At 72.6% G+C, this 26,751-nt stretch carries 25 protein-coding genes; 8 read left to right on the top strand and 17 right to left on the bottom strand.

Going from position 1 to position 26,751, the window contains the following annotated elements; all coding sequences use genetic code 11:
• Nucleotides 1–203 (bottom strand): DUF4870 domain-containing protein (locus tag H3C53_07495; GenBank protein ID MBW7916505.1); only part of this gene is annotated, 203 nt, incomplete at its 3' end.
• Between the two features lie 80 nt (nt 204–283).
• On the opposite strand from H3C53_07495, the gene H3C53_07490 reads away from it, so the two are divergent.
• Nucleotides 284–787, top strand: coding sequence for a hypothetical protein (locus H3C53_07490; protein ID MBW7916504.1), 504 nt, complete (start codon nt 284–286; stop codon nt 785–787).
• 70 nt (nt 788–857) lie between these two features.
• On the opposite strand, the gene H3C53_07485 is transcribed toward H3C53_07490, so the two are convergent.
• Both H3C53_07485 and H3C53_07480 read right to left on the bottom strand, forming a co-directional pair.
• A complete protein-coding gene (locus H3C53_07485) occupies nt 858–1,106 on the bottom strand; it encodes a hypothetical protein (GenBank protein ID MBW7916503.1) in 249 nt (82 codons plus the stop codon).
• A 652-nt stretch (nt 1,107–1,758) separates the two neighbouring features.
• Complete coding sequence (locus H3C53_07480) at nt 1,759–2,460, bottom strand: hypothetical protein (protein MBW7916502.1); 702 nt, start codon at nt 2,458–2,460, stop codon at nt 1,759–1,761.
• Nucleotides 2,461–2,599: 139 nt separating this feature from the next.
• Here H3C53_07480 and H3C53_07475 point away from each other — a divergent pair, with 139 nt between their 5' ends.
• Entirely contained in the window at nt 2,600–3,109 is a 510-nt protein-coding gene (locus tag H3C53_07475) for a hypothetical protein (GenBank protein MBW7916501.1), read from the top strand.
• A 22-nt stretch (nt 3,110–3,131) separates the two neighbouring features.
• Here the strand turns inward: H3C53_07475 and H3C53_07470 are convergent, their stop codons facing one another.
• Nucleotides 3,132–5,000: a S8 family peptidase gene (locus tag H3C53_07470; GenBank protein MBW7916500.1), complete on the bottom strand. Its 1,869-nt coding sequence runs from the start codon at nt 4,998–5,000 to the stop codon at nt 3,132–3,134.
• 147 nt (nt 5,001–5,147) lie between these two features.
• On the opposite strand from H3C53_07470, the gene H3C53_07465 reads away from it, so the two are divergent.
• Nucleotides 5,148–6,161: a deoxyhypusine synthase family protein gene (locus tag H3C53_07465; GenBank protein MBW7916499.1), complete on the top strand. Its 1,014-nt coding sequence runs from the start codon at nt 5,148–5,150 to the stop codon at nt 6,159–6,161.
• 103 nt (nt 6,162–6,264) lie between these two features.
• Here the strand turns inward: H3C53_07465 and H3C53_07460 are convergent, their stop codons facing one another.
• The 6 genes from H3C53_07460 to H3C53_07435 all read right to left on the bottom strand — a co-directional run bounded on the left by H3C53_07460 (nt 6,265) and on the right by H3C53_07435 (nt 13,927).
• The gene (locus tag H3C53_07460) at nt 6,265–7,422 is read right to left on the bottom strand and encodes a DUF2961 domain-containing protein (GenBank protein ID MBW7916498.1); all 1,158 of its coding nucleotides are present in this window, start codon (nt 7,420–7,422) and stop codon (nt 6,265–6,267) included.
• A 90-nt stretch (nt 7,423–7,512) separates the two neighbouring features.
• Nucleotides 7,513–8,982: a M81 family metallopeptidase gene (locus tag H3C53_07455; protein MBW7916497.1), complete on the bottom strand. Its 1,470-nt coding sequence runs from the start codon at nt 8,980–8,982 to the stop codon at nt 7,513–7,515.
• A 23-nt stretch (nt 8,983–9,005) separates the two neighbouring features.
• Nucleotides 9,006–10,448 carry a beta-lactamase family protein gene (locus H3C53_07450; protein MBW7916496.1) on the bottom strand — a complete coding sequence of 481 codons (1,443 nt, stop codon included), beginning with the start codon at nt 10,446–10,448 and terminating at the stop codon, nt 9,006–9,008.
• On the bottom strand, nt 10,448–11,329 hold the full coding sequence (locus H3C53_07445) for an ABC transporter permease (GenBank protein ID MBW7916495.1): 882 nt from the start codon (nt 11,327–11,329) through the stop codon (nt 10,448–10,450). Before H3C53_07445 ends, H3C53_07450 begins: the two co-directional genes overlap by 1 nt.
• Nucleotides 11,330–11,342: 13 nt before the next feature.
• Nucleotides 11,343–12,269, bottom strand: coding sequence for an ABC transporter permease (locus H3C53_07440; protein MBW7916494.1), 927 nt, complete (start codon nt 12,267–12,269; stop codon nt 11,343–11,345).
• Between the two features lie 53 nt (nt 12,270–12,322).
• Nucleotides 12,323–13,927, bottom strand: a complete 1,605-nt coding sequence (locus tag H3C53_07435) for a hypothetical protein (GenBank protein ID MBW7916493.1) — start codon at nt 13,925–13,927, stop codon at nt 12,323–12,325.
• Nucleotides 13,928–14,123: 196 nt separating this feature from the next.
• Here H3C53_07435 and H3C53_07430 point away from each other — a divergent pair, with 196 nt between their 5' ends.
• The 3 genes from H3C53_07430 to H3C53_07420 all read left to right on the top strand — a co-directional run bounded on the left by H3C53_07430 (nt 14,124) and on the right by H3C53_07420 (nt 16,553).
• Complete coding sequence (locus tag H3C53_07430; protein MBW7916492.1) at nt 14,124–14,951, top strand: MurR/RpiR family transcriptional regulator; 828 nt, start codon at nt 14,124–14,126, stop codon at nt 14,949–14,951.
• Nucleotides 14,952–14,986: 35 nt separating this feature from the next.
• A complete protein-coding gene (menC, locus tag H3C53_07425) occupies nt 14,987–16,096 on the top strand; it encodes an o-succinylbenzoate synthase (protein MBW7916491.1) in 1,110 nt (369 codons plus the stop codon).
• A 142-nt stretch (nt 16,097–16,238) separates the two neighbouring features.
• Nucleotides 16,239–16,553, top strand: a complete 315-nt coding sequence (locus tag H3C53_07420) for a QacE family quaternary ammonium compound efflux SMR transporter (GenBank protein MBW7916490.1) — start codon at nt 16,239–16,241, stop codon at nt 16,551–16,553.
• A gap of 17 nt (nt 16,554–16,570) precedes the next feature.
• Here the strand turns inward: H3C53_07420 and H3C53_07415 are convergent, their stop codons facing one another.
• The 3 genes from H3C53_07415 to H3C53_07405 form a co-directional block, all read right to left on the bottom strand.
• Nucleotides 16,571–18,082: a tripartite tricarboxylate transporter permease gene (locus tag H3C53_07415; protein ID MBW7916489.1), complete on the bottom strand. Its 1,512-nt coding sequence runs from the start codon at nt 18,080–18,082 to the stop codon at nt 16,571–16,573.
• A 145-nt stretch (nt 18,083–18,227) separates the two neighbouring features.
• The gene (locus H3C53_07410; GenBank protein MBW7916488.1) at nt 18,228–18,731 is read right to left on the bottom strand and encodes a tripartite tricarboxylate transporter TctB family protein; all 504 of its coding nucleotides are present in this window, start codon (nt 18,729–18,731) and stop codon (nt 18,228–18,230) included.
• Between the two features lie 5 nt (nt 18,732–18,736).
• A complete protein-coding gene (locus tag H3C53_07405) occupies nt 18,737–19,696 on the bottom strand; it encodes a tripartite tricarboxylate transporter substrate binding protein (protein MBW7916487.1) in 960 nt (319 codons plus the stop codon).
• 161 nt (nt 19,697–19,857) lie between these two features.
• Here H3C53_07405 and H3C53_07400 point away from each other — a divergent pair, with 161 nt between their 5' ends.
• Together H3C53_07400 and H3C53_07395 are read left to right on the top strand one after the other, a co-directional pair.
• On the top strand, nt 19,858–20,031 hold the full coding sequence (locus H3C53_07400; protein ID MBW7916486.1) for a hypothetical protein: 174 nt from the start codon (nt 19,858–19,860) through the stop codon (nt 20,029–20,031).
• 4 nt (nt 20,032–20,035) lie between these two features.
• Nucleotides 20,036–22,291, top strand: a complete 2,256-nt coding sequence (locus tag H3C53_07395) for an alpha-glucosidase (GenBank protein ID MBW7916485.1) — start codon at nt 20,036–20,038, stop codon at nt 22,289–22,291.
• A gap of 19 nt (nt 22,292–22,310) precedes the next feature.
• Here the strand turns inward: H3C53_07395 and H3C53_07390 are convergent, their stop codons facing one another.
• From H3C53_07390 to H3C53_07375, 4 genes are all read right to left on the bottom strand, one after another.
• A complete protein-coding gene (locus H3C53_07390; protein ID MBW7916484.1) occupies nt 22,311–23,180 on the bottom strand; it encodes an ABC transporter permease in 870 nt (289 codons plus the stop codon).
• Nucleotides 23,177–24,184 (bottom strand): ABC transporter permease, encoded by a 1,008-nt coding sequence (locus H3C53_07385; GenBank protein ID MBW7916483.1) that lies wholly within the window; start codon nt 24,182–24,184, stop codon nt 23,177–23,179. The genes H3C53_07390 and H3C53_07385 overlap by 4 nt, the downstream gene beginning before the upstream one ends.
• A gap of 84 nt (nt 24,185–24,268) precedes the next feature.
• Nucleotides 24,269–25,837, bottom strand: a complete 1,569-nt coding sequence (locus H3C53_07380) for an ABC transporter substrate-binding protein (GenBank protein ID MBW7916482.1) — start codon at nt 25,835–25,837, stop codon at nt 24,269–24,271.
• A 173-nt stretch (nt 25,838–26,010) separates the two neighbouring features.
• Nucleotides 26,011–26,694, bottom strand: a complete 684-nt coding sequence (locus H3C53_07375; GenBank protein MBW7916481.1) for a hypothetical protein — start codon at nt 26,692–26,694, stop codon at nt 26,011–26,013.
• Nucleotides 26,695–26,751 lie beyond the last annotated feature (57 nt).

Raw genomic sequence — 26,751 nt, 5'->3', positions numbered from 1 at the left:
ATGAACATCGTGATCTGGAAGTTGAGGGCCTCGAGCGCCTGCTCGCGGATGTACTCGTGGTCGTCCCGCTTCCAGAGCCACACCACCAGGGGCCCCAACACGAAGCCGATGCCGTTGCCGAGGAGGCCCACCAGGGCCGATAGGTGGGCCACCATCGCCCAGTCGCGGGCGGCCAACGCCGCGGCGTCGTTGCGCTCGTCCATGGCGCGATTACACCACGCGCGGTCGGGCGGTCGGAGCGGTCGGGACATCTGTCCCGCCGGGGTGCCGCTAGCGTGGCGCCATGCAACGCCGTGTCGTCACGCTGCTCCTCGTGGTCGCGACGGTGGCCGCCCTGGCGGCCACCGTCGCGCGCCGCGCCGCGGCCCCCACCGCCGCGCAGGCCGCCGGGTCGGCGGTCGCAGCCACCCACCTCGCCGGGCAACACGTCGTGCTCCACAAGAGCCCCACCTGCGGCTGCTGCACCGAGTACGCCGAGGCCCTGAGAGCGGCCGGCGCGGTGGTGCGCCTCGTCGACGGCGACGCCGCCCTGGCCGCGGCCAAGCGCCGGCACGCGATCCCCGTCGCCGGGTACTCGTGCCACACGTTCGAGTTGGCGGGCTACGTGGTCGAGGGGCACGTACCGCTCGAGGCCCTCGAGCGGCTGCTCGCCGAGCGGCCCGCCATCGACGGCCTGGTGCTGCCGGGCATGCCCGTCGGCACGCCCGGCATGCCGGGCGAGAAGAGCGCCCCGTTCGAGGTGCTCGCCCTCAAGGGCGGCCGGCTGAGCCCCTACATGACGCTGTGACGTCGGCGGCGTCGCGAGACGGCCGGGCACATGCACGCTCGGCCGTCGCTCGCGGCCACCTAGCGCGGTATCAGCGGACCTGCTGGAGCCGCCCGCGCGAGTGAGCGGCCCGCTCCTCGTGCCGGGCGCGCCAGGCGGTGTCCGTCCTCCGCTCGAGTTCCTGCAGCTCGGCGGTCAGGGTCCGCAGGATGGCCGCGATGGCGGCGCGCCGCTTCTCGGCGCGGATGGCGCGCACCACGGCCACGTTGGCGGCGTGTTCGCGTAACGCGCGTGCTCGTTCTTGCGAGGCGAGGAAGTGAGAGTGACTCTGCTCTAGCATCTCGGTTGGCCCTCCCGGGCTCTAGCCAGCGGCGGGTCACGGGGCTGCGGTCTATCTCAGCGGGCGACCCGGTCTCGTGGTGGGTGGTTCGCGCGCTCGCCGGAGCGGCGGCGGCGTTGGCGGCAGCGGCTGCCGGCGGCGCGGGGCGCGCGGAGCCGGCGTTGCGGGTTCGTCCGTTCGAGGGTGCGCTCGAGCATGACACCTTCCTTCCTGCTTGCAGTCGCGTGGGGTGGTGGCGTCCCCCGGCGCGGAGCGCTGGGGGTCGAGGCGCGTCGGCGCCCGGAACGGCGCTGCGGCGCGAGGGCGCTGCGGGAGAGCGGCGGCGCATGGCAGCGTCGCTGCCTTGCAGCGGCATCAGTCGGGGGTCAGGTCAGTGGATCGGGGTCGGCCGGGCGGGCACGACGACGACGACCTGGCGCGCGCCAACTTGCGCGACCATCGCGGTTCGTTCCATCGTCTACCTCCTCCCGGCGTCCCGGCGCTCGGCGCCGGGTTGGGGCGTGCGACTCCCCAGCCGGGCGAAAGACTAGCAGACGCGCGGCGACTCGTCAATCGCAGCTGACCACGACGACCGGACACGCCGCCGGGAGCGCCCTCGCCGCGCACGACCGCGCCTGCGGCGCCCGGCCGGTCGGAGGATGGCGGTCCGGTCCTAGGGTGACGCGGTCAGGCGGAAACGCGTCACCGACGCGGTCGGCGCAGCCAGCGCCAACAGCCGTTCGAGCTCGTCGCCGGCGGCGTCCAGCGCGTCCGGGGAGCATGGCGCCAGCGCGTCGAACAGGAAGTAGGCGCTGGTCGTGGCCTCGGTCAGGCGCGTGCGCGTGCCCTGGCGCCAGTTCCAGGCGCGGCACGTCACGCCGGCGGCGTCGGCCCACACCACCTCGCCGCGCCGCGGGCGGTCGACGAAGGGGGCGCCGTCCTTGACGGTCTCGAACGGTTCCGTGCCGTCCGCCACCGCGAGCGTGACGCGGCCCACCACCCGGGCCAGGTCCTCGCCGCCCGCGGGCACGACGAAGCGCGCGCTCACGGCGTTGTAGGCGTCGACTAGGCTGTTCACGCGCGGCAACTCCCCGCCCCTCGTCACGCGGGTGATGAGCGCCTCGGCGGAGTTCATGGTCCTCTGCGGCTTGGCGCCGAAGGCGCGGAACGCCTCGCGCCAGGCGGCCAGGTGCGGGTGCTCGGCCGGTGCGAGCGCCGCGAACGCGTGCCGCACCTCGGTCTCGGCCTCGTGCAGCCACGCGTCGCTCCGGGCGTCCGTGGGCCCGTTCACGAGCCCGTCTGCCACCAGCACGAGGGCGTGGTAGTCGGGGAAGCGCGCGGCCACGGCGGGGCTGATGCTGAGCGGGTCGGTCATGGCGGCTCCTGGCGCCGGCCCGAGGGGCCGGGGCGCCCCGACCATAACCCGGGCGCGCGCGGCTGCCGCGCGCCGGCCGCGCCCCCGAACGTAAGGCGTTCCGCAGTCACGGCGGCCGCCGTCTCGCAGAATGGACGCCATGTACCCACCACCGCGCCCCCGCGCCCGCACCACCGCCCCCCGCCCCGCCCTCGCCGTCGCCTGCACCGTGCTCCTGCTCCTACTCGGCACGAGCAGCGCCCAGAGCTGGTTCGGGGTGCGCAGCGGCTACCCGCTGGGAGTCACGCTCCATTACGGCATGCAGAACGTGCTCTCCAACGGCTTCGACCTGCGGGTCAGCGGGCGCGTGACGGCGGGAGGCGGCAGCGCGCGCTTCGGAGTCGGCGTCGACGCCATGACCACGGTGGCGAGCGAGGGGCCGTTCTCCGCCTACCTCGGCGCCGGCCCGGCCATCGAGTTCGGTAGCGGCGGCGCGTGGCTGGACGTGCACGCCCTCTTCGGCGGGGAGTTCCGCTTCAGTGACCTAGGCCTCGCGCCGCTCGGGCTCTTCCTCGAGGCGACGCTGGGCGGCTCGTTCGGGCTTGGCAACGGAGCGCCCGCCCAGGTGCCCACCTTCGGCGCGGCGTTGGGCGTCAACTACCACTTCTGAGTGGCGCGGGCCACCGCGCCACTCAGCGCGGTAGCCGCTCGAGCGCGCCCAGCGGGCCGATCCGCGAACCGGCAGCGTTCGGGGCGAGCAGGTCCGACAGCGTCAGCGGCGTCATCACGATGATCACGTCGCGCTTGTCCTCGCCCGCCTGCACGGTGATGGGGCTGCCGCCGGGGGCCGCGCCGAAGACCCCGAACGGCTCCCCGTCGTCGATCTCGCCGTCGCGGTCGAGGTCCTGCCACGCCGCGGCCACGTAGACGCCGGGCTCCAACGTCCCTATGACGTAGGGGACGACGCTCGACGTGACCTCCACCTCCACGAGCTTGGAGTGCTCGAGGTCGAAGTCGTAGCACCCGAGGTCGCAGTACAGGGCGGCCACGTAGGTGGTCAGCTTGGCCGTCGTCGGCGGCCCCGGCGGCTCGGGTGGGGTGCCGCCCGCGACCAAGGCCTTGGCGGCGTCCACCAGCCCGGCGCCGCAGGCCGTGCCCGACGGTCGCTCGCAGTCGGCCGCGTCCAAGGGCGTGGCCGCCAGCTTGAGGCGGTCCCGCACGTCGGCGAAACCCAGGCCCGGGTCGCGCGACAGCATCAGCGCGGCGATGCCCGCCACGTGCGGGCTCGCCATCGAGGTCCCCTGGTAGAAGGCGTAGGTGGCCATCAGCCCACCGGGGGTCTCCTCCGCCAGGGTGCTGAGCACGCCCGCCGGGTAGGTGCTCCCGCCCCACTGGAAGCTGCGACTGACGTCGCCGCCGGCGGCCATGACGTCGATGACGGCGCCGTAGTTCGAGTACGGGGCGCGGGTGTTGGCGGGGCCCGTGGCGCCGACGGTGATGACGCCGGCGCAACTGGCGGGGAAGGTCGTGGCCGCGTCGACGTTGTCGTTGCCGGCGGCCACCACGACGATCGTGCCTTCGTCGGCGAGGGCGGTGAAGAAGTCCCCCAGCTCGGCCGGGCACGGTTGGCCGAGGTCGCCGCCCAGGCTCAGGTTGATGACCCTGGCCGGGTTGACGTTAGCGGGAACGCCCGGCACCGCCTTGCCGGCCGCCCAGGCGGTGCCGTCGAGGATGTCGGCCGTCGAGCCGCTGCCGGTGACGCCGAGCACGCGCACCGGCACGACCTTGGCGCCCCAGCTCACGCCGGCCACGCCCGTGGCGTTGTCCGTCGCCGCCGCCACGGTCCCGGCCACGTGCGTGCCGTGGTAGCCGGACTCGCCGCCCTCGTCCCACGGGTCGGCGTCGCGGCCGTCGCCGTCGCCGGCGGAGCTCGGGTCGCTGATGAAGTCGTAGCCGGGCAGCAGGTTGGGCACCAGGTCGGGGTGCGCCACGTAGCCCGAGTCCACCACGGCCACGGTGACGGCGTTGCTGCTTCCGTCCTCGCTGTCCCACGCGGCCGGGAGGTTCATGGCGCCGTAGTGCCACTGGAGCGGGAAGTGCTCGTCGTCGGGGGTCTTGAAGGCGTGGAGCACCCAGTTCGGGAAGGCGGCCACGACGCCGGGCTCGCGTGCCACGCGCTCCGCCAGGCGTACGGTCCCGGCCTGGTCGAGTCCCTCGGCCCGCATGAGCCGCGCCCCGGCGCCGGCGGTGGGCAGAGCGCGGACGGCGGTCATGCCGAAGGAGCTCGCGTCGAACGCCTGCGCGCGCGCGTCGGGCGCGAGGAACACGAGCACCTCGCCGGGCACCACTTGGGGCGCGCGGCCGCGGCCGAGGTCGTTGCGGGCGGTCGCCACCACCGGAGCGGAGCTCAGCGGCAGGGCGGCGCGCGCCGCGGCGCCCATGGAGCCGGGGTAGACGAGGCTACCCGAGATGGACCCCAACCGGCGCGGCGGCTCGCCGCCGCACGCGGCGAGGGCCGCTAGCATCACGAGGACGACCAGTGGGACGAGCGTGCGCTTCATCGGGGCTTCCTTCCGTTCGCCGGTGGAGGCGCCAGGGGGGTGGGGAACCGCGACCTTGGCAACTGCCAGCTTGGCCCGCAGTCTACTCGTTTCCGGGAGCGCCGGCGCCGCGGCTGCTCTCGTAACATGGCCGGGAGGAGTGACATCATGACCCCGACCCACGACGACCGCCACGCCGCCACTAAGGGCGCGCAAGGCCCCATCGGCGCCTTCCTGCGCCACCACTACCGCCACTTCAACGCCGCCGCGCTGATCGACGCCGCGGACGCCTACCGTCATCATCTCGACGCGGGCGGCGCCATGATGATCACGCTGGCGGGCGCCATGAGCACCGCCGAACTCGGGTTGTCGCTCGCGGAGATGATCCGCCAGGACAAGGTGCAGATCATCACCTGCACGGGCGCCAACCTCGAGGAGGACGTCTACAACCTGATCGCGCACGACTTCTACGAGCGCGTGCCGCACTACCGCGACCTCACGCCCCAGGACGAGCAGGCCCTGCTCGACCGCCACCTGAACCGCGTGACCGACACGTGCATCCCCGAGGGCGAGGCCATGCGGCGCCTGGAGGGGGCGTTGGTCGACGAGTGGACGCGCGCCGACAGGGCCGGCGAGCGGCTCTTCCCGCACGAGGTCCTCTACCGCATCCTGCTGTCGGGCCGGCTCGAGCAGAACTACCAGATCGACCCGAAGGACTCCTGGCTCCTCGCAGCGGCGCAGAAGAACCTGCCCATCGTCGTGCCGGGCTGGGAGGACTCGACCAGCGGCAACATGTACGCGGCGCACAACCTGATGGGCGAGATCAAGAACGTGCACACCGTGAAGACCGGCATCGAGTACATGATGTTCCTCGCCGACTGGTACACGGAGATGGCCGCGAAGCGCTCGGTGGGCTTCTACCAGATCGGTGGCGGCATCGCCGGCGACTTCCCCATCTGCGTCGTGCCCATGCTCGAGCAGGACATGCGGCGCCCCACCCCCCTGTGGGGCTACTTCTGCCAGATCAGCGACTCCACCACGAGCTACGGCTCGTACTCGGGCGCCGTGCCCAACGAGAAGATCACCTGGGGCAAGCTCGGGATCGACACGCCCAAGTTCATCATCGAATCCGACGCCACCATCGTGGCGCCTTTGATGTTCGCGCTGATACTCGGGCAGTGAGTCGGGGGCGGCGGGAGGCGGCTCGATGCACGACGACCCGGGGGCACGCCGCCTGGACGCGCCCCCGGACCCATCTTGAGCGCGGCCGGAACCGCGCTGACGCTCAGACCCGCGTGCGCAGGAACGCCGCGAAGCTCTCGCGGTCGGTGAGGGGGCGCCGCTCGGCCGCCGGCGGGAGCGGGGGGAGCGGCGCGGCGCGCGGCGTCTGGTACCAGTAGGCCACGCTGCTGAAGTCGTCCGCGTGGCAGTTGGCGTGACCGTGCTCGATGGTCACCCGCACGGAGCGCTCGAACATGACGGGGTCGGTGACGTGGAAGCGGTACATGGACCACTTCCCGCCGTAGTCGAGGACCTTGCCCTCGCCCTCGCCGGCGAGGCTCACGCCGTGGAACGGCGTGTTCTGCTGCCCGGCCGGGTAGCACCAGGCGGCCCCGAAGTAGTCCTCGGTGCCCGTGCCGTGGAGGGTGGGGGGCCAGGCGTCGTTCGCGCCCTCCGCCGACTCGGGGCGGGCGGGGGCGCCCGTGCCGGGGCGGCCGTCGACGAAGATCATGTCGTCGCCCTCCCCGAACCAGCCCTGGCTGCGGATGGGGTTGATGTGATCCACGTTCAGGAGGCAGCCCACGTAGTGCCCGGCGCCCTCCGTGTCGAGGATCACGTAGTTGCCCTCCGCCGAGGGGTTGCGGAGCTTCATCACGTCCGACCAGTCGCCGTCCTCGCGGCTCAGGTCGATGGTGGCCTCGGTCGGGCGCTCCTGGCGGTAGTGGGCGTGGAAGCGCAGCGGCGACTCGGCCGCGTCCAGGGAGTCGTAGTCGACGTAGTAGTAGAGGTGCGACACGGGCGCCTCGCCCTCGTTGCGGATGGAGATCCTGGCGCCCGAGCCGAACGGCATCTGCCACCAGCAGTTGAAGGCGGCCATGTTGAGCTGGCCGGAGCGCCCACCCGCGACCACCGTGATCGGCAGGCTCGTCAACGAGGTCGCGCGAGCGTGACCGAGGGCGAAGAAGTCGCCGAGCGGGGTGGCTACGGCCGGGTGGGTGGCGCCGTCCCAACGCATCTCGATGACGAGGTCGCGCAGGTAGTTGCGGTTCTCCGTGTTGAGCGTCAGCCAGATGTGCTTGACCGTGCCGGCGCCGGCCACGTCGAGGAGGTCGTGCGACTCGCCGGGCGCGACCGCCACGAAGTCGGCGTTGCCGCCGGTGGGGTCCCAGCTGGAGCTGCGGGCGCGCAGGCCCTTGCGGGGGTGGATGAGGGTCTCGAGCATCGCTATCCTCCGGTGTTCCTCGCCGGCGCCGCGGGGCGGCCGGGGGCTGGTGTGGGGTCGGTCGGCGCGGGGCGCCGCATTGGCGGGCTGTCAGCCCAAACCGAGCGGGTCCTCGACCCACGGGTACTTGTCCGTGTCCGCGTTCACGAGGGGGATGTCGGTCATGCGGGGCGCCAGCGCCCCGGGACCGCCCAGGTAGACGACCTCGCTGGCCACCGGAGCGAAGCCGGCGTAGAAGTGCTGGGTCGACTTCACCACCAGCAGGCGCTTGGCGGAAGCGTCGATGCCCAGGTTGGTGAAGACGTCGGGGCTGAACACCTGACCGCGCTTGTCGTTCACGACCACGTCGACGCCGCCGAGCCGGAGCGCGGCGGCCGCGCCGCACGCCATCTCGAGGCGCTCGCCCGCCTGCGGCCAGTCCTGCACGAGGGCGGGGCTGAGGGCCAGCACGGTGGCGTCTGCCTCCACGGGGCGACCGGAGGCGGCGCCGGGCGCCTGCTTGCCCCCGAGCTTCACGCGCACCGTGGCGCCCACGCCGGCTGCTGTGGCGAGCCGCACCGTCTCGGGATCGTAGATCATGCCCAGGGCGGCGTCGGTCGCGCCGCGCGCTAGCAGCGCCGCCAGCGCGAAGGTGGAATCGCCGGGTGCCCCGCCGCCCGGGTTGTCGGCCTGGTCGGCGACCACCACGGGCCCGCGCTCGGCGGCGAGGGCGCGGTCCAGCGCCTCGTGAAGCCCGAGCGGGCGGAACGGCGCCTCGCGCCGGATGGCGTAGAAGCGCTCCCCCCACTCGCGCGCCAGGCGCGCCGCGCCCTCCGGGTCGTCGTCGGTGACGGCCAGCAGCTTGGTGCCCTGGTCCGGCACGTCGCCCCACGGGAAGCCGTGGCCGAGCGACAGCGACAGCGCCTCGCCGCGCGCCTCCGCCGCCAGCATGGCGTCGACGAAGCCGCGCAGCGGCTGGGGCTCGGTGGGGTAGAGGCCGATGGCGCGGCAGTCGAAGAGGGCCATGGTGGGCCGCACGCGGCCGGCGGCCGTGCCGACCGTGAGCTCGAACAGGTCCGCCGCACGAGCGCCCATGTCGGTGTGGGGGTACTCCTTGTACGTCACCACCACGTCGGCGGCGTCGAGCAGGTCCTGCGAGAGGTGGCAGTGGAGGTCGAGGCTGACGCCGATGGGCACGTTCGGCCCCACCACCGTCCGCACGCGCCGCGCCAGGTCCACCTCGCAGTTCAGGTACCCCTCGGCCACCATCGCGCCGTGCAGCGGGAGGATGACGAGGTCGACCGGGAGGGCGGCGCGCAGCCGCTCGAGGAGTTCGTCCCGCAGGCCCTCGTAGGCCGCGCGCGTCGTGACGCCGGCCGGCTGCGCGGCGGCCTGCAGGCCGAAGTGGAACTCCCAGCCGCGCTCGAGCGTCAGGCGGCGGGTCTCCTCCAGGCCTGGCTCCTCGGCGAAGCCGGAGGCGGCCGCCTGGGCGGGCCGCACCACCGTGAAGTCGGCCAGGGTCGTGGGGAAGGGCGAGAAGGTGTTCGTCTCGGTGTTGATGGCCGCCGCGAACACGCGCACGTTCCGGCCCGCTGGGGGCCAGGTCACGCCTGGCGCTCCAGCACGCGGTAACCGAAGGTGACGGCCGCGAAGCCCGCCGGTGTCGGCTCGATGAACTCGACGAGGGCGTCCTGCCCGTTCAGGTCGAGGAGGAGCGCGGAGTCGCTCACGGCGCGCGTGGGCAGCTCGTCCTTGTTCACCCGCACGGACAGCTTGCCGTCGGCGTGGCGCCCCACCGTGACCTGGGTGCCCTCGGCGCTCCGGTAGACGCCCGCGAACCGCTCCAACTGCTCGTCCGTGAGGTCGGGCGTGGCGGCGAAGGTCACGCGCCGCGCGTCGAGCGGGGCGCCGAGCGCCAGGTTGACGCCGCCCAGCGCGAGCTCGGCGACCGGGCCGCCCGTGATGTTGGCGAGGACCACGCTCGTGACCCCCCCCGCAGGGGACCCCCCGCCGGGGACCCCCACTCCGGGGACCCCCACGCCGGTGACGGCGCCGAACCAGGCGCCTACTCCCTTGATGTTCCCGCCGTGCTCCACGAGCTTGCGGCCCCGGTAGTCGGGCTGCACCATCACGCCGTAGCCGTACCACCGCTCCGGCCCGGTGCGGGCGTGCGGGCTGGTCATCTGCGCCAGGGCCGCGGGCGAGATGACGTCGGGGCGCTCGCCGAGGTAGACGGCCGCGTAGCGCGTCATGTCGGCGGCCGTCGACTTGAGGAAGCCGGCGCTCGTCATGGCCGACGCCTCCCACCACCCGGGGGTGCGCTCCACCCGCTCGAAGCCGCCAACGTACGAGTAGAGCTCGGTGACGTCGTCGTGCGCCGCCAGCTCGGCGGCGGCGAAGAGGCTGCGCGTCATGCCCAAGGGGGTCAGGATGCGCTCTCGCACGTACGCCTCGTACCCTAGGCCGGAGACGACCTCGACGACGCGGCCCAGCATGGCGAAGCCGTCGTTGGAGTAGCTGAAGATCGTGCCCGGGGGGCGCACCAGGGGCGTGGCGGCGTCCGCCAACGCCTCGACCAGTTCGTCGACCGTGTCGAGCGGCGCCCGGTAGTCCTCCGCCTTGAGACCGATCAGCTCGCGGGCGGGGTCCGCCATCACGCTGCGCGCCAGGGCGCGCGCCAGGTAGGGGAGGGGCGGGAGCCCGCTCGTGTTGGTGAGCAGGTGGTGCAGCGTGATGCGCTCGTAGTCGCGGTTGGCCGAGCGCGCCAGGGCGGGGAGGTAGTCGGCCGCCGCGTCGTCCACCCGCAGCGCCCCCGCGTCGGCGAGCTGCATGACGGCGAGGGCCGTGAACGACTTGGTGATGGAGCCGACGCCGAAGATGGTGTTAGGGGTGACGGGGCGACCGGCCTCGCGGTCGGCGAGCCCCACCCCTGCCGTGAAGAGCGTCTCGCCGCCGCGGGTCACCTGCGCCGCCAGGCCGGGCAGCCGCCGTCGCTCCACGGCCGCCTCCAGGTAGGCGAGGTAGGCGTCCTTCGTGGGCGCCGCCATCAGCCGATGCGGGGGTCGAACGCTTCCCTCAGCGCCTCCCCCATGAGGCTGATGGCCAGGACGGCGAGGGTGATGGTCACGCCGGGCACGGTGGCGAGCCACCAGGCGCGGCGCATGTAGGTGCGGGCGTCGTTGAGCATGGCCCCCCATTCGGCGGTGCCGGGCGCGGCGCCCAGGCCGATGAAGCTGAGGCCGGCAGCGGCGAGGATGGCCGTGGCCACCCCCAGGGAGGCCACCACGATGACGGGTTGGAACACGTTGGGGAGCACGTGGTGGAGTAGCAGGCGCAGCGACCTGTTGCCGAGGGCGCGGCTGGCCTCCACGTACTCGAGGCTCCGGACCTCCAGCGTGCTGGAGCGCACGAGGCGCGTGAAGCCGGGGATGGTGGCGAAGCCGAGGGCGATCATGACGTTGAAGATACCCGGGCCGAGCATGGTGATGAGGAGGAGCGCCAACAGTATGTCGGGGAAGGCCAACATGACGTCGGTGACGCGCATGATGACGTTGTCGACCACGCCGCCGAAGTAGCCCGCGATCACGCCGAGTAGCGAGCCGGCGGAGGCGCCGATGCCGATCACGACGATGCCCACAAAGAGCGACAGGCGGCCGCCGTACATCATGCGGCTCAGGACGTCGCGCCCCACGTTGTCCGTGCCGAGCAGGTGCCCGGGGCTACCCGGGGGGAGGAGGCGCGCGCTGCTCATCGCGCTGGGATCATAGGGGGCGAGTTGCGGCGCGAAGACCGCCGACAGCACGAGCGGCACGAGCACCAACACGCCGAAGACGAAGCCGGGCTTCCGGAGTAGGCGCTTGAAGGTGGCCCTGCGTCTGCCGGACCGCGCCTCGCGGGGCGCGGCCGTGGCCGTGCCGGTGGTCGTCAAGGGTGACGACCCATCAGTCCACGTACCGGATGCGTGGGTTGACGACGCTATAGAGCAGGTCGACGACGAAGTTGACGATCACGTAGGTGGCGGCGATGAGCAGGCTCAGGCCCTGGACGAGGGGGTAATCCCGGCTCGACACGCCCTGCACCAGCAGGCGCCCAAGGCCCGGCAGGGCGAACACCGTCTCGATGACGACGGCCCCGGCGAGGAGCGAGCCGACCTGCAGGCCGATGACGGTGAGGACCGGGATGAAGGCGTTGCGGAAGGCGTGGACCAGCATGACCCTGACCGGGGCGACGCCCTTGGCCCGCGCCGTTCGCACGTAGTCGGAGCGCAGGACCTCGACGAGGTTGGAGCGCATGAGGCGCGCGAGGATGGCGGCGGCGCCCGTGCCGAGGGCGATGGACGGCAGCACGTAGTATCGCAGGCCGCCAACGCCCGCCACGGGCAACCACCCCAAGTGGACGCTGAAGGCGAGGATCAGCATGAGGCCGACCCAGAAGCCCGGCATGCTGACGCTCAGGGTCGCGACGCTCATGACGAGGAAGTCGAAGGCGCTGCCGAAGCGGGCGGCGGCGACGATGCCGGCGGGCAGGCCGAGGGCCAGCGCCACCAGCATCGCGCCGATCATGAGTCGCAGGGTGATGGGGAAGCGGCTGGCCGCCTCGGCGAGCACCGGCTGCTTCGTGAAGTGCGACCTCCCGAAGTCGCCCCGCAGGACGCCACCGGCGAAGCGGACGAACTGGAGGGGCAGGGGCTCGTCGAGTCCCAGCTCGGCGCGCAACCTCTCGTACGCCTCCGCCGATACCGGCCGGTTGCTGACGAGCGCCCTCGCCGGGTCGCCCGGCGTGAGGTGCAGCATCAGGAACACGAGCACGAGCGTTCCCGCCAACACGGCGAACAACGACAGCAGGCGTTGCAAGTAGAAGCGCGCCATCAGGGCTGGGGGCTCCTAGGGGCGTCTCGGCCCCGGGGCCGAGTCCCGCTGCCTCAGCGGTCCTGGACCCAGACGTCGTGCAGCATCATGCCGCCGAGCGCGTCGAAGCGCAGGCCGTGCACGTTGTTGCGCGAGACGGTGTAGATCTCCTCGATGTAGACGGGGATGATGTAGGCCTCCTCGTTGATGATGCGCTGCGCGTCGTGGTAGGCGAGCATGCGCTGAGCGTCGTCGACGGTCGTGCGGCCGGCCTCCAGCGCCTTGTCGAGGGTCGGATCGCTGACGGCGCCCAGGTTGAGGCCGTTGGGGTGCTGGCTCGAGTGGTAGAGGATGTAGAGGATGTCGGGGTCGTCGTAGGCCCAACCGAGCGGCGCGATCTGGAAGTCGCCCTCGATGAGCATGGGCATCTGGAGGCTGCGCTCGTAGCTCTCCAGGGTGGCGTCGACGCCGATGGCCTTGAGCTGGCTCTGCAGGAGCTCGGAGGCGAGCATCACGGCGGTGTCGGTGTAGGCCACGATGCGGACGGTCAGCTTCTGGCCGTCCTTCTCACGCACGCCGCCCGCGCCCAGCTTCCAGCCGGCCTCATCGAGGAGCCTAGCGGCCGCCTCGCGGTCGAAGTCGTAGTCGGTGTCGGCCGTGGCCGGGTCGTAACCGGGGAGCGACGGGGGCAGGGCGCTCGTGGCGGGGATGGCGCGGCCCTCGACGAGCGTGTCGATGAAGAACTGCTTGTCGACGGCGTGACTGAACGCCTGGCGCACCCGCAGGTCGGCCATGACGGGGTCGTTCATGTTGAAGAGGAACAGCCGGCCGATGCCCGTGCGCAGGCTCGAGTAGACGTAGAAGTTGGGGTTGCCGTCGAACAGGAAGAGGTCGCCCGCCGTCACGCCGGCCAGGTCGACCTCGCCGACCTCGAGGGCGGCAACGAGGGTGCCCTGCTCGGGGATGTAGCGGAACTCGATCTCGTCCGGGTAGGCGGGGCCGCGGTTGGCGTACGGGGAGGTGGGCCAGGCGAAGTCGGGGTTGCGCTCGAGGGTGATCGAGTAGCCGGCCACCCACTCCTTGAAGCGGTAGGGGCCGACGCCTACGGGGTGCTGGCCGGGGTCGAGCGACTCGACGGCGCGCTTCGACAGCGGCTGGAGGTAGGCGCTACCGAGGTTGCGCAGGAACACGGGGCTGGGCCCGTCGAGGGTGATCACGAGGGTGCTCGCGTCGGGGGCCTCGATTGAGCTGACGGCCGAGAGCAGGTCGCCCGAGACCACCGACTCGGTGGCGGGGTCGAGGGCGCGCTCGAAGGTGTACTTGAAGTCGGCGGCGGTGAGGGGGTCGCCGTTATGGAACTTGACGCCCTGCTTGAGGTGGAAGGTGTAGGTGAGGGAGTCGCCCGAGAGCTCGTACGACTCCGCCAGGGCGGGGATCACGGCGAGGGTCTCGGGATCGGCGGCCACCAGGGCGCCGCCGACCAGGGCAAGCACGTCGTAGGCGGCGACCTCGCCGGTCTTCTGGGCGTCGAGCGTCGAGGGGGGCGTGGAGCGGCCGATGACGAGGCGGCCGCCGACGACCTGGGCCGCGGCCGTGCCGAACAGGGTCGAGAGCAGCATCGCGATGGCGGCGATGGCGACGAGGGTGTGGCGTCGGTGGGGTGCGTGGTTGCGGCTCAACTTGTCCTCCTCCTTGGTGGGGCGGATCGGGTGCTTCGGGGGTCGCCGGCGGGTCCGGTGACGGGGCGAGGCGTCTGGTGGTTGGTCCGTGGCCGTGGCGGCGCTCGACCTCCTGTCGGTGCCCGCGCCGTGGTCGCCACCTCCGTGCCCCGGCGGGTTGCATTGTGCAACGTTTCTTGTAAGGATTGTACTACCTATGCAAGATTCGTGGCAAGCCCGGCTGGCGCAGAGAGCCGACGACCTGACGGCCGCCCAACGCGCGGTCGCCGATCAATTGCATAGCCGCCAGCACGAACTCGCCTACGCCAGCGCCACCCAGGTGGCGCGCGAGCTGGGCGTGTCGGCCTCCAGCGTCGTCCGCTTCGCCCAGGCCCTCGGCTACGACGGCTGGCCCACCCTGCAGGCCGAGCTGCGCCGCCAGCTCCGCGAGACGCGGCGCCTCGTCAGCCTCGCGCCCGAGGGCGCCGAGTACATCGAGCAGTTCGTGGCCGCCCAGGCCCAGAACCTTGCCGGTCTGGCGCGGCAGGCCCAGGTGATCGAGCGCGCCGCCACCGTCCTGGCCGGCGCCGCCACGCTCTGGGTGGGCGGCGACCGCGCCAGCGCCCAGGTGGCCGCCTACACCGCCCACTACCTCCGCATGATCAGGCCAGGCGTGCGCCTCCTCCCGGGCAACGCCGCCGGGTACGCCGACCGGCTCCTCGACATGCAAGCGACCGACGCCCTCCTCCTGACCAGCATGAGCCGCTACTCGCGCGACTCGGTGACCTTGGCGCGCCGCGTGCGGACGCAACTCCCCATCGTCCTCCTCACGAACGAGGCGAGCTCGCCGCTGCTGCCCTTCGCCACCACCAGCGTGCTGTTCGCAACCGAGAGCATCTCCGGCCTGCCGTCCGACGTGGCGGCGTACGCTACCGCTCACGTGCTCGTGCTGGCCGTCGCTCGTCTCGCCAAGGGCGTGCCCGAGCGCCTGGAGCGGGCCGAGGCGCTGTGGGCCGAGCTCGGGCTCTTCCAGGAGGACGGTTGAGGGCACCCCGCGCCCAGACGGGAGATAGGACGACCATGAAGATCGACCGCATCGAGCTCCGCGAAGTGGCCATGCGCCTCAAGTTCCCGTTCCGCACCTCGTTCGGGGTCGAGCGCGACCGGCGCATCATGCTCGTGTCGGTCCAGTCCGGGGGGCTGACCGGGATGGCAGAGTGCACCGCCGGCGAGTTCCCCGGCTACTCCTACGAGACGGTGGAGACCGCCTGGCACGTGATCAGCGACTTCATCGCCCCCACCCTGGTGGGTCACGACTTCGCGACCCCCGCCGAACTCCTCCACGCCCTGCGCTACGTGCGCGGCCACAACATGGCCGTCGCCGCCGTGGAGATGGCGTTCTGGGACCTGCAGGCCCGCGCGCTCGGCGTGCCGCTGTGGCAGCTCCTGGGCGGGCGGCTGCGGCCCATCCCCGTGGGCATCTCGCTCGGCATCCAGGATTCCATCGAGGAGACGGTCGACCTGGCGCGCCACAACGCCGCGCTCGGCTACCGGCGCGTCAAGCTCAAGATCGAGCCGGGTTGGGACGTGGAGCCGGTGGCCGCCGTGCGCGCCGCCCTCCCCGACATCGAGCTGACCGTCGACGCCAACAGCGCCTACCGCCTGAACGACGCCCCCCGCCTGCTCGAACTCGACGACCTGCGGCTCACCTACATCGAGCAGCCGCTGGCCTACGACGACCTCGTCGACCACGCCGAGTTGCAGGCGCAACTGAGCACGGCCATCTGCCTCGACGAGAGCGTCCACTCGCCCGAGGACGCGCGCAAGGGCCTCGCCATCGGCGCCGGCCGCGTCATCAACGTCAAGACGGGCCGCGTCCGCGGCCTGCTCGCGGCCCGGGCCGTCCACGACGTGGCCAGGACCTTCGGGGCGCCCGTCTGGTGCGGCGGCATGCTCGAGAGCGGCGTGGGCCGCGCCCACAACCTGCACGTGAGCACCCTCGAGAACTTCACGCTTCCCGGCGACACCTCGAGCGCCAGCCGCTACTGGACCGAGGACATCGTCGAGCAGCCGCTCGAGGCCGTGAACGGCGTGCAGACGGTGCCGGAGGGCCCCGGCACGGGAGTGACCCTCAGGGACGACCTCGTGGCGCGCCTGACGCGCCGCACGCAGGTGCTGAAGCCCGCCTGACCGGGGCGCCGTGGGCGGGCGTGCTAGCATCCGACCTCGACCAGGTGGGGTGGCCGCCCCGGAGGGCGCGCCCCATGGCCACCCGGTCCCGGACGAGCGCGACGTACCCGGTAACGACAAGACGTCGCCATGGAGGTGCCTCATGGCGTGGATCGTCCTCATCGTCTCCGGGTTGTTCGAGGCCGTCTGGGCCACCGCCCTCGGCCGCTCGGCCGGCCTCACGCGGCCCGTACCAAGCCTCGTCTTCCTCGCCGCCCTGGCCGTGAGCATGGGGGGCCTAGCCTACGCCATGAGGTCGCTGCCCACCGGCACCTCCTACGCCGTGTGGGTGGGCGTAGGCGCGGGCGTGGCGGTGGCGTTCGCCATGCTCAGCGGCAACGAGCCGTTCTCGTGGGCCAAGGCCGCCCTCCTCGCCGGGCTCGTCGCCTGCATCGCGGGGCTGCGCCTCGTCGCCTGAACCGGTCCCGCGCGTCCCTAGTCGTCGAGCTCCCGCAGGCGTTGCCGCCGCTTCACGCGCGCGTCGAGGATCACGGGGACGACCAGCGCCAGGGCGGCAACGACGAGGAGGCTCAGCGATAGGGGCCGCGCCACGAAGACGGCGTAATCGCCCTGGCTGATGGCGAGCGCGCGCCTGAACTGCTGCTCCGCCAACGGTCCGAGGATCATGCCGATCACCGCCGGCGCCACCGGGAAACCGAAGCGCCGCATCAGGAAGCCCACGAGGCCGATGGCGTAGAGGGTGATCAGGTCGACGACGGAGTTGGCGAGGCTGTACACCCCCAGCGTGGCGAACAGCAGGATGCCCGCGTAGAGGAGCGGCCGCGGGATGGTCAACAGCCTGACCCACATGCCGACCAGCGGCAGGTTGAGCACGAGCAGCATGGCGTTGCCGACGTAGAGGCTGGCGATGAGGCCCCACACGAGGCCCGGCGCGTTCTGGAACAGGAGCGGGCCCGGTTGCAGGCCGAACTGCTGGAACGCCGCCAGCATGATGGCGGCCGTCGCCGACGTGGGGATGCCGAGGGTGAGCAGCGGCACGAGGACGCCGGCCGCCGCGGCGTTGTTGGCCGCCTCCGGCCCCGCCACCCCCTCGATGGCGCCCTTGCCGAACTCCTCCTTGTGCTTGCTCAGGCGCTTCTCGAGGCTGTAGCTGAGGAACGTCGGGATCTCGGCCCCGCCGGCGGGCAGGCTCCCAAGGGGGAAGCCGAGGAGCGCGCCGCGCAGCCAGGGCCGCCACGACCGCGCCCACTCCTCGCGACTCATCCAGACGGACCCCTTGATGGCCTCCACGTCCTGCTGGGTGCGGCGGAGCCGCGACGCCACGTAGAGCGTCTCGCCCACGGCGAAGAGCCCCACCGCCACCGTGATGACGCTTATGCCATCGAGCAGTTCCAGGCTGCCGAGCGTGTAGCGCGCCTGGCCGCTCTGCAGGTCGATGCCGACCATGCCGAGGCCGATGCCGAACAGCAGGCTCGTGAGGCCGCGCACGAGCGACGACCCGAGCACCGCCGTGACGGTCGTGAAGGCGAGGACCATCAGGGCGAAGTAGTCCGCCGGCCCGAACGCCAAGCCGAGCCGCACCATCACGGGCGCCACGAAGGTGAGCGCCGCCGTGGCGAGGGTGCCGGCCACGAACGACCCGATGGCGGCCGTGGCGAGGGCCGCGGCGCCACGCCCCCGCCGCGCCATCTGGTTCCCCTCGATGGCCGTGATGATGGAGGCCGACTCGCCCGGCGTGTTCAGGAGGATGGAGGTGGTGGAGCCGCCGTACATGCCGCCGTAGTAGATGCCCGCGAACATGATGAAGCTGGCGACCGGGTCGAGGTTGTAGGTGACGGGGAGGAGCAGCGCGACCGTAAGCGCCGGGCCGATGCCTGGCAGGATGCCCACCATCGTGCCGAGCGTCACGCCGGCGAGCGCCCACAGCAGGTTCTGCCAGGTGAGCGCGATGCTGAAGCCGTGCAGGAGCGCGGTCAGCGTGTCCATGCGCCCTCCCGCGACCGCGCCGAGCGACGGCGGGGCACGCGGCCGCGGCGCGCCGGAAAGCGGCGCGCCGGAAAGCAGCGCGCCGGAAAGCAGCGCGCCGGCAAGCGGCGCGCCGACAAGCGGCGCGCGCGACCGGACGGGTCCCTCATAGGGGCAGGATCCCGGCCGGCAGCGTGAGCCCCAACAGCCGCGTGAAGGCGAGGTAGACGCCGGCCGCCAGCACGAAGCCGATGGGGATCGTGCGAAGGGGGCGCCTGTCGCCGAAGCCTAGCGCTACCCCCCAGAACAGGAGGGTGGAGGAGAGCACGAAGCCCGCGGGCTCGATCAGGAACAGGTCCAACACGAGCGCGGCGCCGATCACGGCGAGCACCCGCCAGTCGGTGGGCGCCTCCGCGTCCGCGTCCTCCGAGTCCTCGGGCAGGCCCCGCCGGCCCGAGAGCGCCAAGATGGCGAGCACGGCGCCGCAGGCGAGGAGCGCGCCCGCCACCGCGAACGGGAAGAAGCGCGGACCCACCCGGGCGTAACTCGGCAGAACCCTGATGACGGTGGCGCCGTGGAGGAAGAAGGCGCCGAGGCCGAGCACCCCCAGGGCGACCAGCAGGTCGCCCCAGGAGACCCGGCTCGGCGGGGCGGGCTCGTCGGCCGGCACTTCGCTCAGTCGACGAGGCCTATGTCTTTGAGGATCTCGGTGACGCGCGCGTCCTCGTTGACGAGGTAGTCGGCGAAGGCGTCGCCGCCCATGTAGGCGCTCGTCCACCCGAACTGCTCGAGCTTGGCCGCCCAGGCGTCGCTCGCCACCATGGCGTCGATGGCGCTCACGAGAGCGTCCCTGGCGGCGTCGCTGATGCCCGGAGGAGCGACCACGCCGCGCCAGTTGGCGAGGTCGAGGTCCACGCCCCCCTCACGCATGGTGGGGGCGTCGATGCCGGGCTGCCGCTCGGGCGATGAGATCGCCAGGACGCGCAGGTCGCCCGCCTCGATCTGGCCGGCCCACTCCGAGTAGCCCGACACGCCGGCCGTCACCTGGCCACCGAGGATGGACGCGAGCGCCTCGCCGCCGCCAGAGAAGGCGATGTAGTTGATGGCCTTCGGGTCGACGCCGACCGCCTTGGCGAAGAGGCCGACCAGGATATGGTCGGTGCCGCCCGCCGAGCCGCCGGCCCACGAGACGGCGCCGGGGTCGGCCTTCAGGGCGGCCACCAGGTCGGCGAGCGTCTTGAGGGGCGAGTTGGCCGGCACGACGATGACCTCGTACTCGGCGGTCAGCCGCGCGATGGGCGTGGTCTGCGCCAGGGTGACGGGGGCGTCGTTGCTGAGGATGGCACCCACCATCACGAGGCCCATCATCATCAGGATGTCGTCCTTGCCCTTCTCGGCCGTGGCCAACTGCGCCAAGCCGATGGTCCCGCCGGCGCCGGGGACGTTGAAGACCTCCACCGACTTGACGATGCCCGCCTCCTGCAGCGCGGACTGCATGGCGCGGGAGGTGCCGTCCCAGCCGCCACCGGGCGAGGCCGGGGCCATGATCCGCAGGCTGGCGGGCGGGGCGGCGAGGGCCGCACCGACGGCCAGCGCCAACAGGAGCGTCGAGACACCACGGACGAACGTACGCATGCCAACACCTCGACTTTCAGACTCATATCGACTATAAGCCCTCTCGCCCGGACGTAGGGCGCAGCGGTAACCGACGGCGGCTACCCCGCGTCCGACGAGCGAAGCGGGCGTGATACCTTCTCCTCGTACGGGTCGACGTGGCGCCCCGGGAAGGTGACGGCGTGAAGAGCGGCAACAGCCTGGCCCTGGTGGTCGTGTTCGTGCTGATCGGCGCCTACCTGCTGTGGCGCGCGCTGGGGGGCGGCGGTCCGCTCTTCTACTTCCTCTCGGCGCTGGCCTTCGGCATGGCCATCGGGGCCTGGCAGGGCGTCGACCGCGGCAGGCGCGGCAAGTAGCGCCGTGCCCGGCCATGGCGCCGCCGGGCTGACGCGGGCGTTCCCGCTCGCCACCAGCCGCCGCGCCGTCAGACCGGGGCGGCTGGCAGTGGCGCCCCGCTTGGCGGAGCAGGACTTCGAGTTCGGCGCCTTCACCCTCGTGATCACGGCCGATAGCGGCGCGCACCTGCTCGTCTACGGCCGGTCGGAGGCGGGCGCGTTCGGCGCGCCGCCATTCCGCACCCCCGCAGGACGCGCCTTCCTGGCGGGAAGTGCCGGGAGCTACCGCGCGACGGGCCGCGCCGGCCACCTGAGGCCCGAGGAGCGCCTGGGCGCCTCGTACCGGCACCAGTGGTTGGCGGAGGTGGCGCCAACGCGCGTCGCGGAGCGGCCCGCGCTGCGGCTGCGGGGGTTGCTCACGGCCCAGCCGGGCGACCTGGCCGCGGCGGCGGCCGGCGCCACGCCTACTGGGGCTTGCGGCTACGAGCTGCGCCTCGTCGACGTAGACGGCGAGCGGCTCGGCCTCGAATTCGACCTGTTCGCCGCTGCCGGCGCCGAGGCCGAGGCACCCGCCATCGCCGACCTGTTCTGGCAGCAGTCGCCTCACGCGCGCGTGTTCGGCTTCGGCGCGCAGTTCACCTACCTCGACATGCGCGGCCGGGCGGTGCCCATCCTCAGCGCCGAGCAGGGCGTCGGCCGCGGGGCGCAGCCGCTCACGCGCTGGACGGAGGCGCTCGGCGGCGCCGGCGGCGACTGGTGGAGCACCTACGCGCCCGTGCCCGGCTTCCTCACCACCGACCTGACGGGCCTGCTGGTGACGGGCACGGAGCCGGCGCGCTTCGACCTGCGCCGGCCCGGGGTGGCCGCCGTGCGCGTCTACGCCCCCACCCTGCGGGTCCTCGCCTACGCCGCGGCCACGCCCGCCGCCCTGCTCGAGCGCCACACGCGCGCAACGGGCCGCATGGCGCCACTCCCCGACTGGGTGCACGCGGGCGCCGTCATCGGCCTGCAGGGCGGCGAGGCCAAGGTGGAGCGCGTGGTGGCCGAGCTCCGCGCCGCCCAAGCGCCCGTGGCGGGCGTGTGGCTGCAGGACTGGGTCGGCAACCGCCAGGTGCCGTTCGGCACTCGCCTCTGGTGGGATTGGCAGCGCGACAGGGAGCGCTACCCCGACTGGCACGGCATGCGGCGGCGGTTGGCGGCGCAGGGCGTGAGGCTCCTCACCTACGTGAACCCGTTCCTGTCACCGGTGACCGACCGGCCCGGCGGCCGCCCGGGCCTGTTCGAGGAGGCCGAGGCGCGCGGGTACTTCGTGAGGCGCCCGGACGGCAGCACCTACCTGACCGACCAGGGCGACTTCGTGGCCGGCCTCGTCGACCTGACGAACCCCGGCGCCCGCGCCTGGTACCTGGAGCGCCTGGCCGCCAACATCCACGAGAGCGGCGCGTGCGGCTGGATGGCCGATTTCGGCGAGGGTCTGCCGTTCGACGCCGTGCTCCACGCCGGCAACGCCCTCGAGTGGCACAACCGTTACCCCGAGGCGTGGGCCGAGTTCGGCCGCGACCTCCGCGGCGCCGTCGCCGCGCTGCGCGGCGTGGCTCCGAACGAGATCGTGACGTTCCACCGCTCCGGCTTCACGCGGAGCCCGGGTAGCGCCGGGCTCTTCTGGCTCGGCGACCAGACCGTCACGTGGGACCGCTTCGACGGCCTCGCCAGCGCCCTCACGGGGCTCCTGTCGAGCGGCTTCTCGGGGTTCGCGCTGCAGCACGGCGACGTTGGCGGCTACACCTCGACCCTGCCGCCACTGCCCACCACCTTGCGCACCCCCGAGCTGCTCGCGCGCTGGGGCGAGCTGATGGCGTTCACGGTGGTGCTGCGCAGCCACGAGGGGAACCGGCCCGACCACAACGTGCAGGTCTACTCGGACGCGGCCACCCGGGAGGCGTTCGCCCAAGCGGCGCGGCTGCACGCCTCCTGGCGCGCGCTGCGGGGCGAGCTCATGGCCGAGGCCGCCGCCGGCGGCATGCCGGTGGCGCGCCACCCGTGGCTGCAGTACCCGGGCGACCCGGCCTGCGCCGACCTGACCGAGCAGTTCTTCCTGGGCCCCAACCTGCTCGTCGCGCCCGTGCTCCGGCCCGGCGCCGCCTCCGTGCGGGCCTACTTGCCTGCCGGCAGCGGGGCGTGGCGGCACCGCTGGACGGGCGCCGCCCACGAGGGCACGGGGGCGTGGGTGGAGGTGCCGGCCCCGCTGGGCGAGCCCGGCCTGTTCGACCGCGTGAGGTGACGCCGCCGGCGACGGGTACTCAGTGCCGGCGGCCGCGCGGGTCGAGCACGTCGCGCAGGCCGTCGCCGAGCAGGTTGAAGGCCAGCACGGTCACGAGGATGGCCAGGGCGGGCGCTGACGACGCCCACGGCGCCTCGGCGATGAACGACCGCGTCTCCGACACGACCGCGCCCCACTCCGGCGTGGGCGGCTGCGCCCCGAAGCCGATGAAGCCGAGGCCGGCAGCCGTGAGGATGGCGGCGCCGACGTCGAAGCTCGCCTGCACGAGCAACGGCGTGAGGGCGTTGGGCAGTACGTGCTTGAACGCCTGGCGCCAGCGACCGGCGCCGAGGGCGCGGGAGGCGTCGACGAAGTCGAGCGTCTTCAGGCTCAAGACCTGCGCCCGGATGAGCCGGGCGTAGTACGGCCACGACACGGCGGCGACGGCGATCATGAGGTTGCCGAGGCTGGGCCCGAGGGCGCCAGCGATGGCCATGGCGAGGATGAGGGCGGGGAAGGCGAAGAATATGTCGGTTATGCGCATGGCGACCTCGTCGACGACGCCGCCGAACAGGCCCGCCAGGAGTCCGACCAGCCCACCGACGACGAGCGACACGCTCACCACGGTCAGGCCGATGAGGAGCGAGATGCGCGAGCCGTGCACCACGCGCGCCATCACGTCGCGGCCCAGCTGATCGGTGCCGAACGGGTGGGCGGCGCTCGGGCCTTGGAGGCGCGCGCCCAGGTCCTGCGCCAGCGGGTCGCCCGCGAGGTAGGGCGCGAGGAGGGCGACGAGCACGAGGGCCAGGGCCAGGAGGCTACCCACGACGGTGCCAGGGTTCCTGAGGAAGCGCCTCAGGGCCTTGTTGCGAACGAGCGCCCCGCGCCGCCCGCCGGTCGTCGCCGTCACGAGTAGGCGATCCTCGGGTCGAAGACGGCGTACATGACGTCCACGAGTAGGTTGATGAGGCTATACGCCAGACCCGCCACGAGCGTCACGCCCATCACGGCCGGGAAGTCGAGGGCCGTGGCGCTGGCGGTGGCGTACGAGCCGAGGCCGGGCCACGAGAAGATGGTCTCGGTGAGGACGGCGCCCGTGAGGAGCGAGCCGAGCAGGCTACCCAGCACGGTGAGGACGGGGAGCGCCGCGTTGCGTAGCGCGTGTTTCATGACGACCTTGCCGCCGGGCAGGCCCTTGGCCCTGGCCGTGCGCACGAAGTCCTGCGACAACACCTCGAGCATGGCGCTACGCACCATGCGCGCCACCAGCGCCGTCGAGAAGGCGCCGAGCACCAGGGCCGGCAGGAGCAGGTGCCTGAGCGCGTCGCCGAGCACCTCCCAGTCGCCCGCCACCAGCGCGTCGAGCGTGAGGATGCCGGTGATGCGCGGCGGCGCCAGCAGGTAGGCGTCGAGGCGCCCCGGGCCCGGCAGCCAGCCGAGCTTGGCGTGGAAGAGCTGCAGCGCGAGGATGGCGAGCCAGTAGACGGGGGTGGCGCCGCCCACCAGGGCGAGGGTCCTGACCCCCAGGTCGAGCGGTCCGTCCTGCTTGACCGCCGCGAGGATCCCGAACGGGATGCCGAGCAGCAGCGAGAAGAGCATCGCGCCGAGCGTGAGTTCGAGCGTGGCGGGGAAGAAGTCCTTCAGGTCGCTGACGATGGGGCGGCCGGTGCGCAGCGACCTGCCGAGGTCGCCGGTCGCGAGCGCGCGCATGTAGAGCAGGTACTGCTGCCAGGCGGGCCGGTCGAGCCCGTGCTTCTCGCGGTAGGCGGCGATCTGGGCGGGACGGGCGTTGTTGCCGAGCGCAGCGGCGGCCGGGTCGGCCGGCACGACCTGCGAGATGAAGAAGGCCGCGAACCCCACGCCCCACACGACGAAGACGAGGGAGCCGAGGCGCCTCAGAAGGAACGCGGCCACCGCTCACCCTCCGCGAGGCCGGGGAGGGCCCGGTCGACCGGACCCTCCCCGTTCGAACTCGTCGGCAAGCCTGCTCGCCTCGGCCTACGGGAGCTTGCTGATCCGGTCGAACTCCACGTCGCCGCCGGCGCTGCGCTCGAAGCCCTCGACCTTGGCCGACGTCACGATCGGCTTGAACGGCTGGTAGAGCATCTCGTAGGGGCCCTCGGTGGCCACGAGGCGGGTCAGCTGCGCGTAGAGCTCCGTGCGCTTGGCCACGTCGATCGTGGTGGCGGCCTCGGCGGCGAGCGCGGCTGCCTCGGCGTTGTCCCACACGTTGCGCCAGGCGATCGACTTGGCGGCGTAGCTCGAGAGCGGCGTGGCGTTGCCGTCGGGGTCGGGGTAGTCGGGGCTCCAGGCCGCCAGGACGAGCTCGGCCTTCTGGGCGCGGTAGATGGTGTAGAGCTCGCTGTCGACCGTCGCCTTGATGTTGGCGGTGATGCCCGCCTCGGCGAGGTCGGACTGGATCTTGGCGGCCAGGTCGGCGCAGGGGATGCCGCCGCCGCAGGCGCCGGTCGAGACGAGGAACTCGACGGTGAGCCCGGTGGCGCCCGCCTCCGCGAGCAGCGCCTTGGCCTTCTCGACGTCGCGCTCGTAGTAGATGTGCGTGTCAGCGCCGAGCAGGCCGGCGGGGACGATCGTCTGCATGCGGCGGGCGCCGCCCAGGAGGAGGGCGTCGATGATGGCCTGCTGGTCGACGGCGTACCGGACGGCGTCACGCACGCGGTTGTCGGCGAACTTGGCGCCCTCGCCCGAGTTCATGCCGAGGTAGGTCATCTGGAAGGTGTCGGTGTTGTAGGTCTTCAGGTCCGGGTTGCTCGCGGCGGCCTTGAACGCCTCGGGGGTGAAGTCCCAGGCGATGTCGATCTCGCCCGACTCGAGGGCCGTGCGCTGGGCGTTCGACTCCTGCATGTAGCGCATGATCACGCGCGTGATGGGGCCCGGCGCACGGTACTCGGGGTTGGCGACGAGCACGACCTGCGCGCTGCGGTCCCAACGCTCGAGCATGTAGGGGCCCGAGCCGGCCGAGTGGTCGTTGAGCCAGTTCTGCCCGTAGTCGCCGTCCTCGAAGTTCGGTTCCACCGCCGCCTGGTCCATGACCCCGCCGATGTTGAACGTGAGCAGGTTCAAGACGATGCTGGGGTTGACGCCCGCGGGCAGATCGAGGCGCACCGTGCGGTCGTCGACCGCCACGGTGGAGCCGACCTCCATGCCCGCCACGTCGGTGAACAGGAACGCCGACGGCCCGTCGCGCAATATGGCGCGGTCGAAGCTGAACACGACGTCGGAGGCCTTGACGGGCCGGCCGGTCGAGAAGTTCGCCTCGCGCAGGTGGAAGGTGATGCTGGTGCCGCCACCGTCGCGCGGCGCGATCTCCCACGACTCGGCCAGGCCGGGCACGACCTGGGAGAGGTCGGCGCCGTCGAACTTGACGAGGCGCTCGTAGATGTTGTCGATGACGATGGTGCCCGAGAACTCGTAGCTGACGCCGGGGTCGATGGTGAGCAGGTCGCCCCAGTCGCCGCCGATCACCAACGTGGACTGCCGCGCCGACTGGGCGGCTCCGAACGCGGTAACGACGGCGATGCCGAGCGCGACCGCAAAGGTTGCCATCCGCTTGAACCTCATGCTGCCTCCGTCTAGCGAGTCTGGTTGTCTGCCCGTAAAGGGTCACGGGTAGGCGGAGTCTACACCCCCGGTGCGCATGGGTGGCGAGGGACGGCCAGGGTGCGGCTGGCCGCGATACGGGCCGGCGGCCGGGGGCCGGGCGTGCCGGCCGGTCAGCGTCAGCGGTCGTCCAGCGTCGCCAGCATGGCGGCGGCCCTGGCCCGCTCCAGCTCGTCGGAGGCGCGCGCGGCCGGAAGCTCGAGCGCCAGCTCGAGCTGCTCCCTGGCGCTCGCCTCGTCGCCGAGCGCGATCAACGCGGTGGCGTACTCGACGCGCAGGTTCAGCTGGCGGGGCGCGGCGGCCACGCCCCGCTCCAGCAGCGGCCTCACGGCGTCCTTGCGCCCGCCGTACAACCAACCGACGCCGTTCTGCACCAGCTCGAGGTGCCACATCGCCAGGCCCACGAGCGCGTCGGCGTCGTCCGGGTCGAGCTCGAGCGCCCTGTCGAAGAGCGCCTTGAGCTCGGACGCCACCCCCAGGTTCTGCAGCACGCCGGAGCGCCGCGCGATCTCGCCCTTCGCCCGCGCTAGCTGCACGACGGCCGCCGCGGAGCTAGGGTCGAGCTTCGTCGCCTGCTCCGCGGCGGTCACGGCGCGCTGGAGCCACGGCAGCTGCTCCGCCAGGGGCGCGCCGCTCGGCACGAGGTGGTAGACGACCTCGTCGGTGGCGGCGCGCGCCGCGCTGGTCTGCATGGCGGCCGTCGGCACCGTGTGGGCGCGCTCCCAGGCGGCGGCGTACTCGCCGCGGTCGCCCAGCGCGGCCGGCGTCTGCGCCAAGGCGCTCGGCAGGGCGCCCAGCGGCAACGCCGTCAGGAGCGCCGTCAGGAGCGCCGCCCTCGGGCCTCCCCTCCCGTGGCGCTG

This window comes from Trueperaceae bacterium (genome assembly GCA_019454765.1).
Taxonomy (GTDB): Bacteria; Deinococcota; Deinococci; order Deinococcales; family Trueperaceae; genus JAAYYF01.
The sequence above is the reverse complement of the archived record's forward strand: the minus strand, read 5'-3'. Positions and strand labels throughout refer to the sequence as shown.

What these genes read in the sequence shown, in the direction of transcription:
- H3C53_07490 (MBW7916504.1), top strand. Translation starts at nt 284, where the DNA reads ATGCAACGCCGTGTCGTCACGCTGCTCCTCGTGGTCGCGACGGTGGCC.
- H3C53_07485 (MBW7916503.1), bottom strand. Translation starts at nt 1,106, where the DNA reads ATGCTAGAGCAGAGTCACTCTCACTTCCTCGCCTCGCAAGAACGAGCA.
- H3C53_07480 (MBW7916502.1), bottom strand. Translation starts at nt 2,460, where the DNA reads ATGACCGACCCGCTCAGCATCAGCCCCGCCGTGGCCGCGCGCTTCCCC.
- H3C53_07475 (MBW7916501.1), top strand. Translation starts at nt 2,600, where the DNA reads ATGTACCCACCACCGCGCCCCCGCGCCCGCACCACCGCCCCCCGCCCC.
- H3C53_07470 (MBW7916500.1), bottom strand. Translation starts at nt 5,000, where the DNA reads ATGAAGCGCACGCTCGTCCCACTGGTCGTCCTCGTGATGCTAGCGGCC.
- H3C53_07465 (MBW7916499.1), top strand. Translation starts at nt 5,148, where the DNA reads ATGACCCCGACCCACGACGACCGCCACGCCGCCACTAAGGGCGCGCAA.
- H3C53_07460 (MBW7916498.1), bottom strand. Translation starts at nt 7,422, where the DNA reads ATGCTCGAGACCCTCATCCACCCCCGCAAGGGCCTGCGCGCCCGCAGC.
- H3C53_07450 (MBW7916496.1), bottom strand. Translation starts at nt 10,448, where the DNA reads ATGGCGGCGCCCACGAAGGACGCCTACCTCGCCTACCTGGAGGCGGCC.
- H3C53_07440 (MBW7916494.1), bottom strand. Translation starts at nt 12,269, where the DNA reads ATGGCGCGCTTCTACTTGCAACGCCTGCTGTCGTTGTTCGCCGTGTTG.
- H3C53_07430 (MBW7916492.1), top strand. Translation starts at nt 14,124, where the DNA reads ATGCAAGATTCGTGGCAAGCCCGGCTGGCGCAGAGAGCCGACGACCTG.
- menC (MBW7916491.1), top strand. Translation starts at nt 14,987, where the DNA reads ATGAAGATCGACCGCATCGAGCTCCGCGAAGTGGCCATGCGCCTCAAG.
- H3C53_07420 (MBW7916490.1), top strand. Translation starts at nt 16,239, where the DNA reads ATGGCGTGGATCGTCCTCATCGTCTCCGGGTTGTTCGAGGCCGTCTGG.
- H3C53_07415 (MBW7916489.1), bottom strand. Translation starts at nt 18,082, where the DNA reads ATGGACACGCTGACCGCGCTCCTGCACGGCTTCAGCATCGCGCTCACC.
- H3C53_07405 (MBW7916487.1), bottom strand. Translation starts at nt 19,696, where the DNA reads ATGCGTACGTTCGTCCGTGGTGTCTCGACGCTCCTGTTGGCGCTGGCC.
- H3C53_07380 (MBW7916482.1), bottom strand. Translation starts at nt 25,837, where the DNA reads ATGGCAACCTTTGCGGTCGCGCTCGGCATCGCCGTCGTTACCGCGTTC.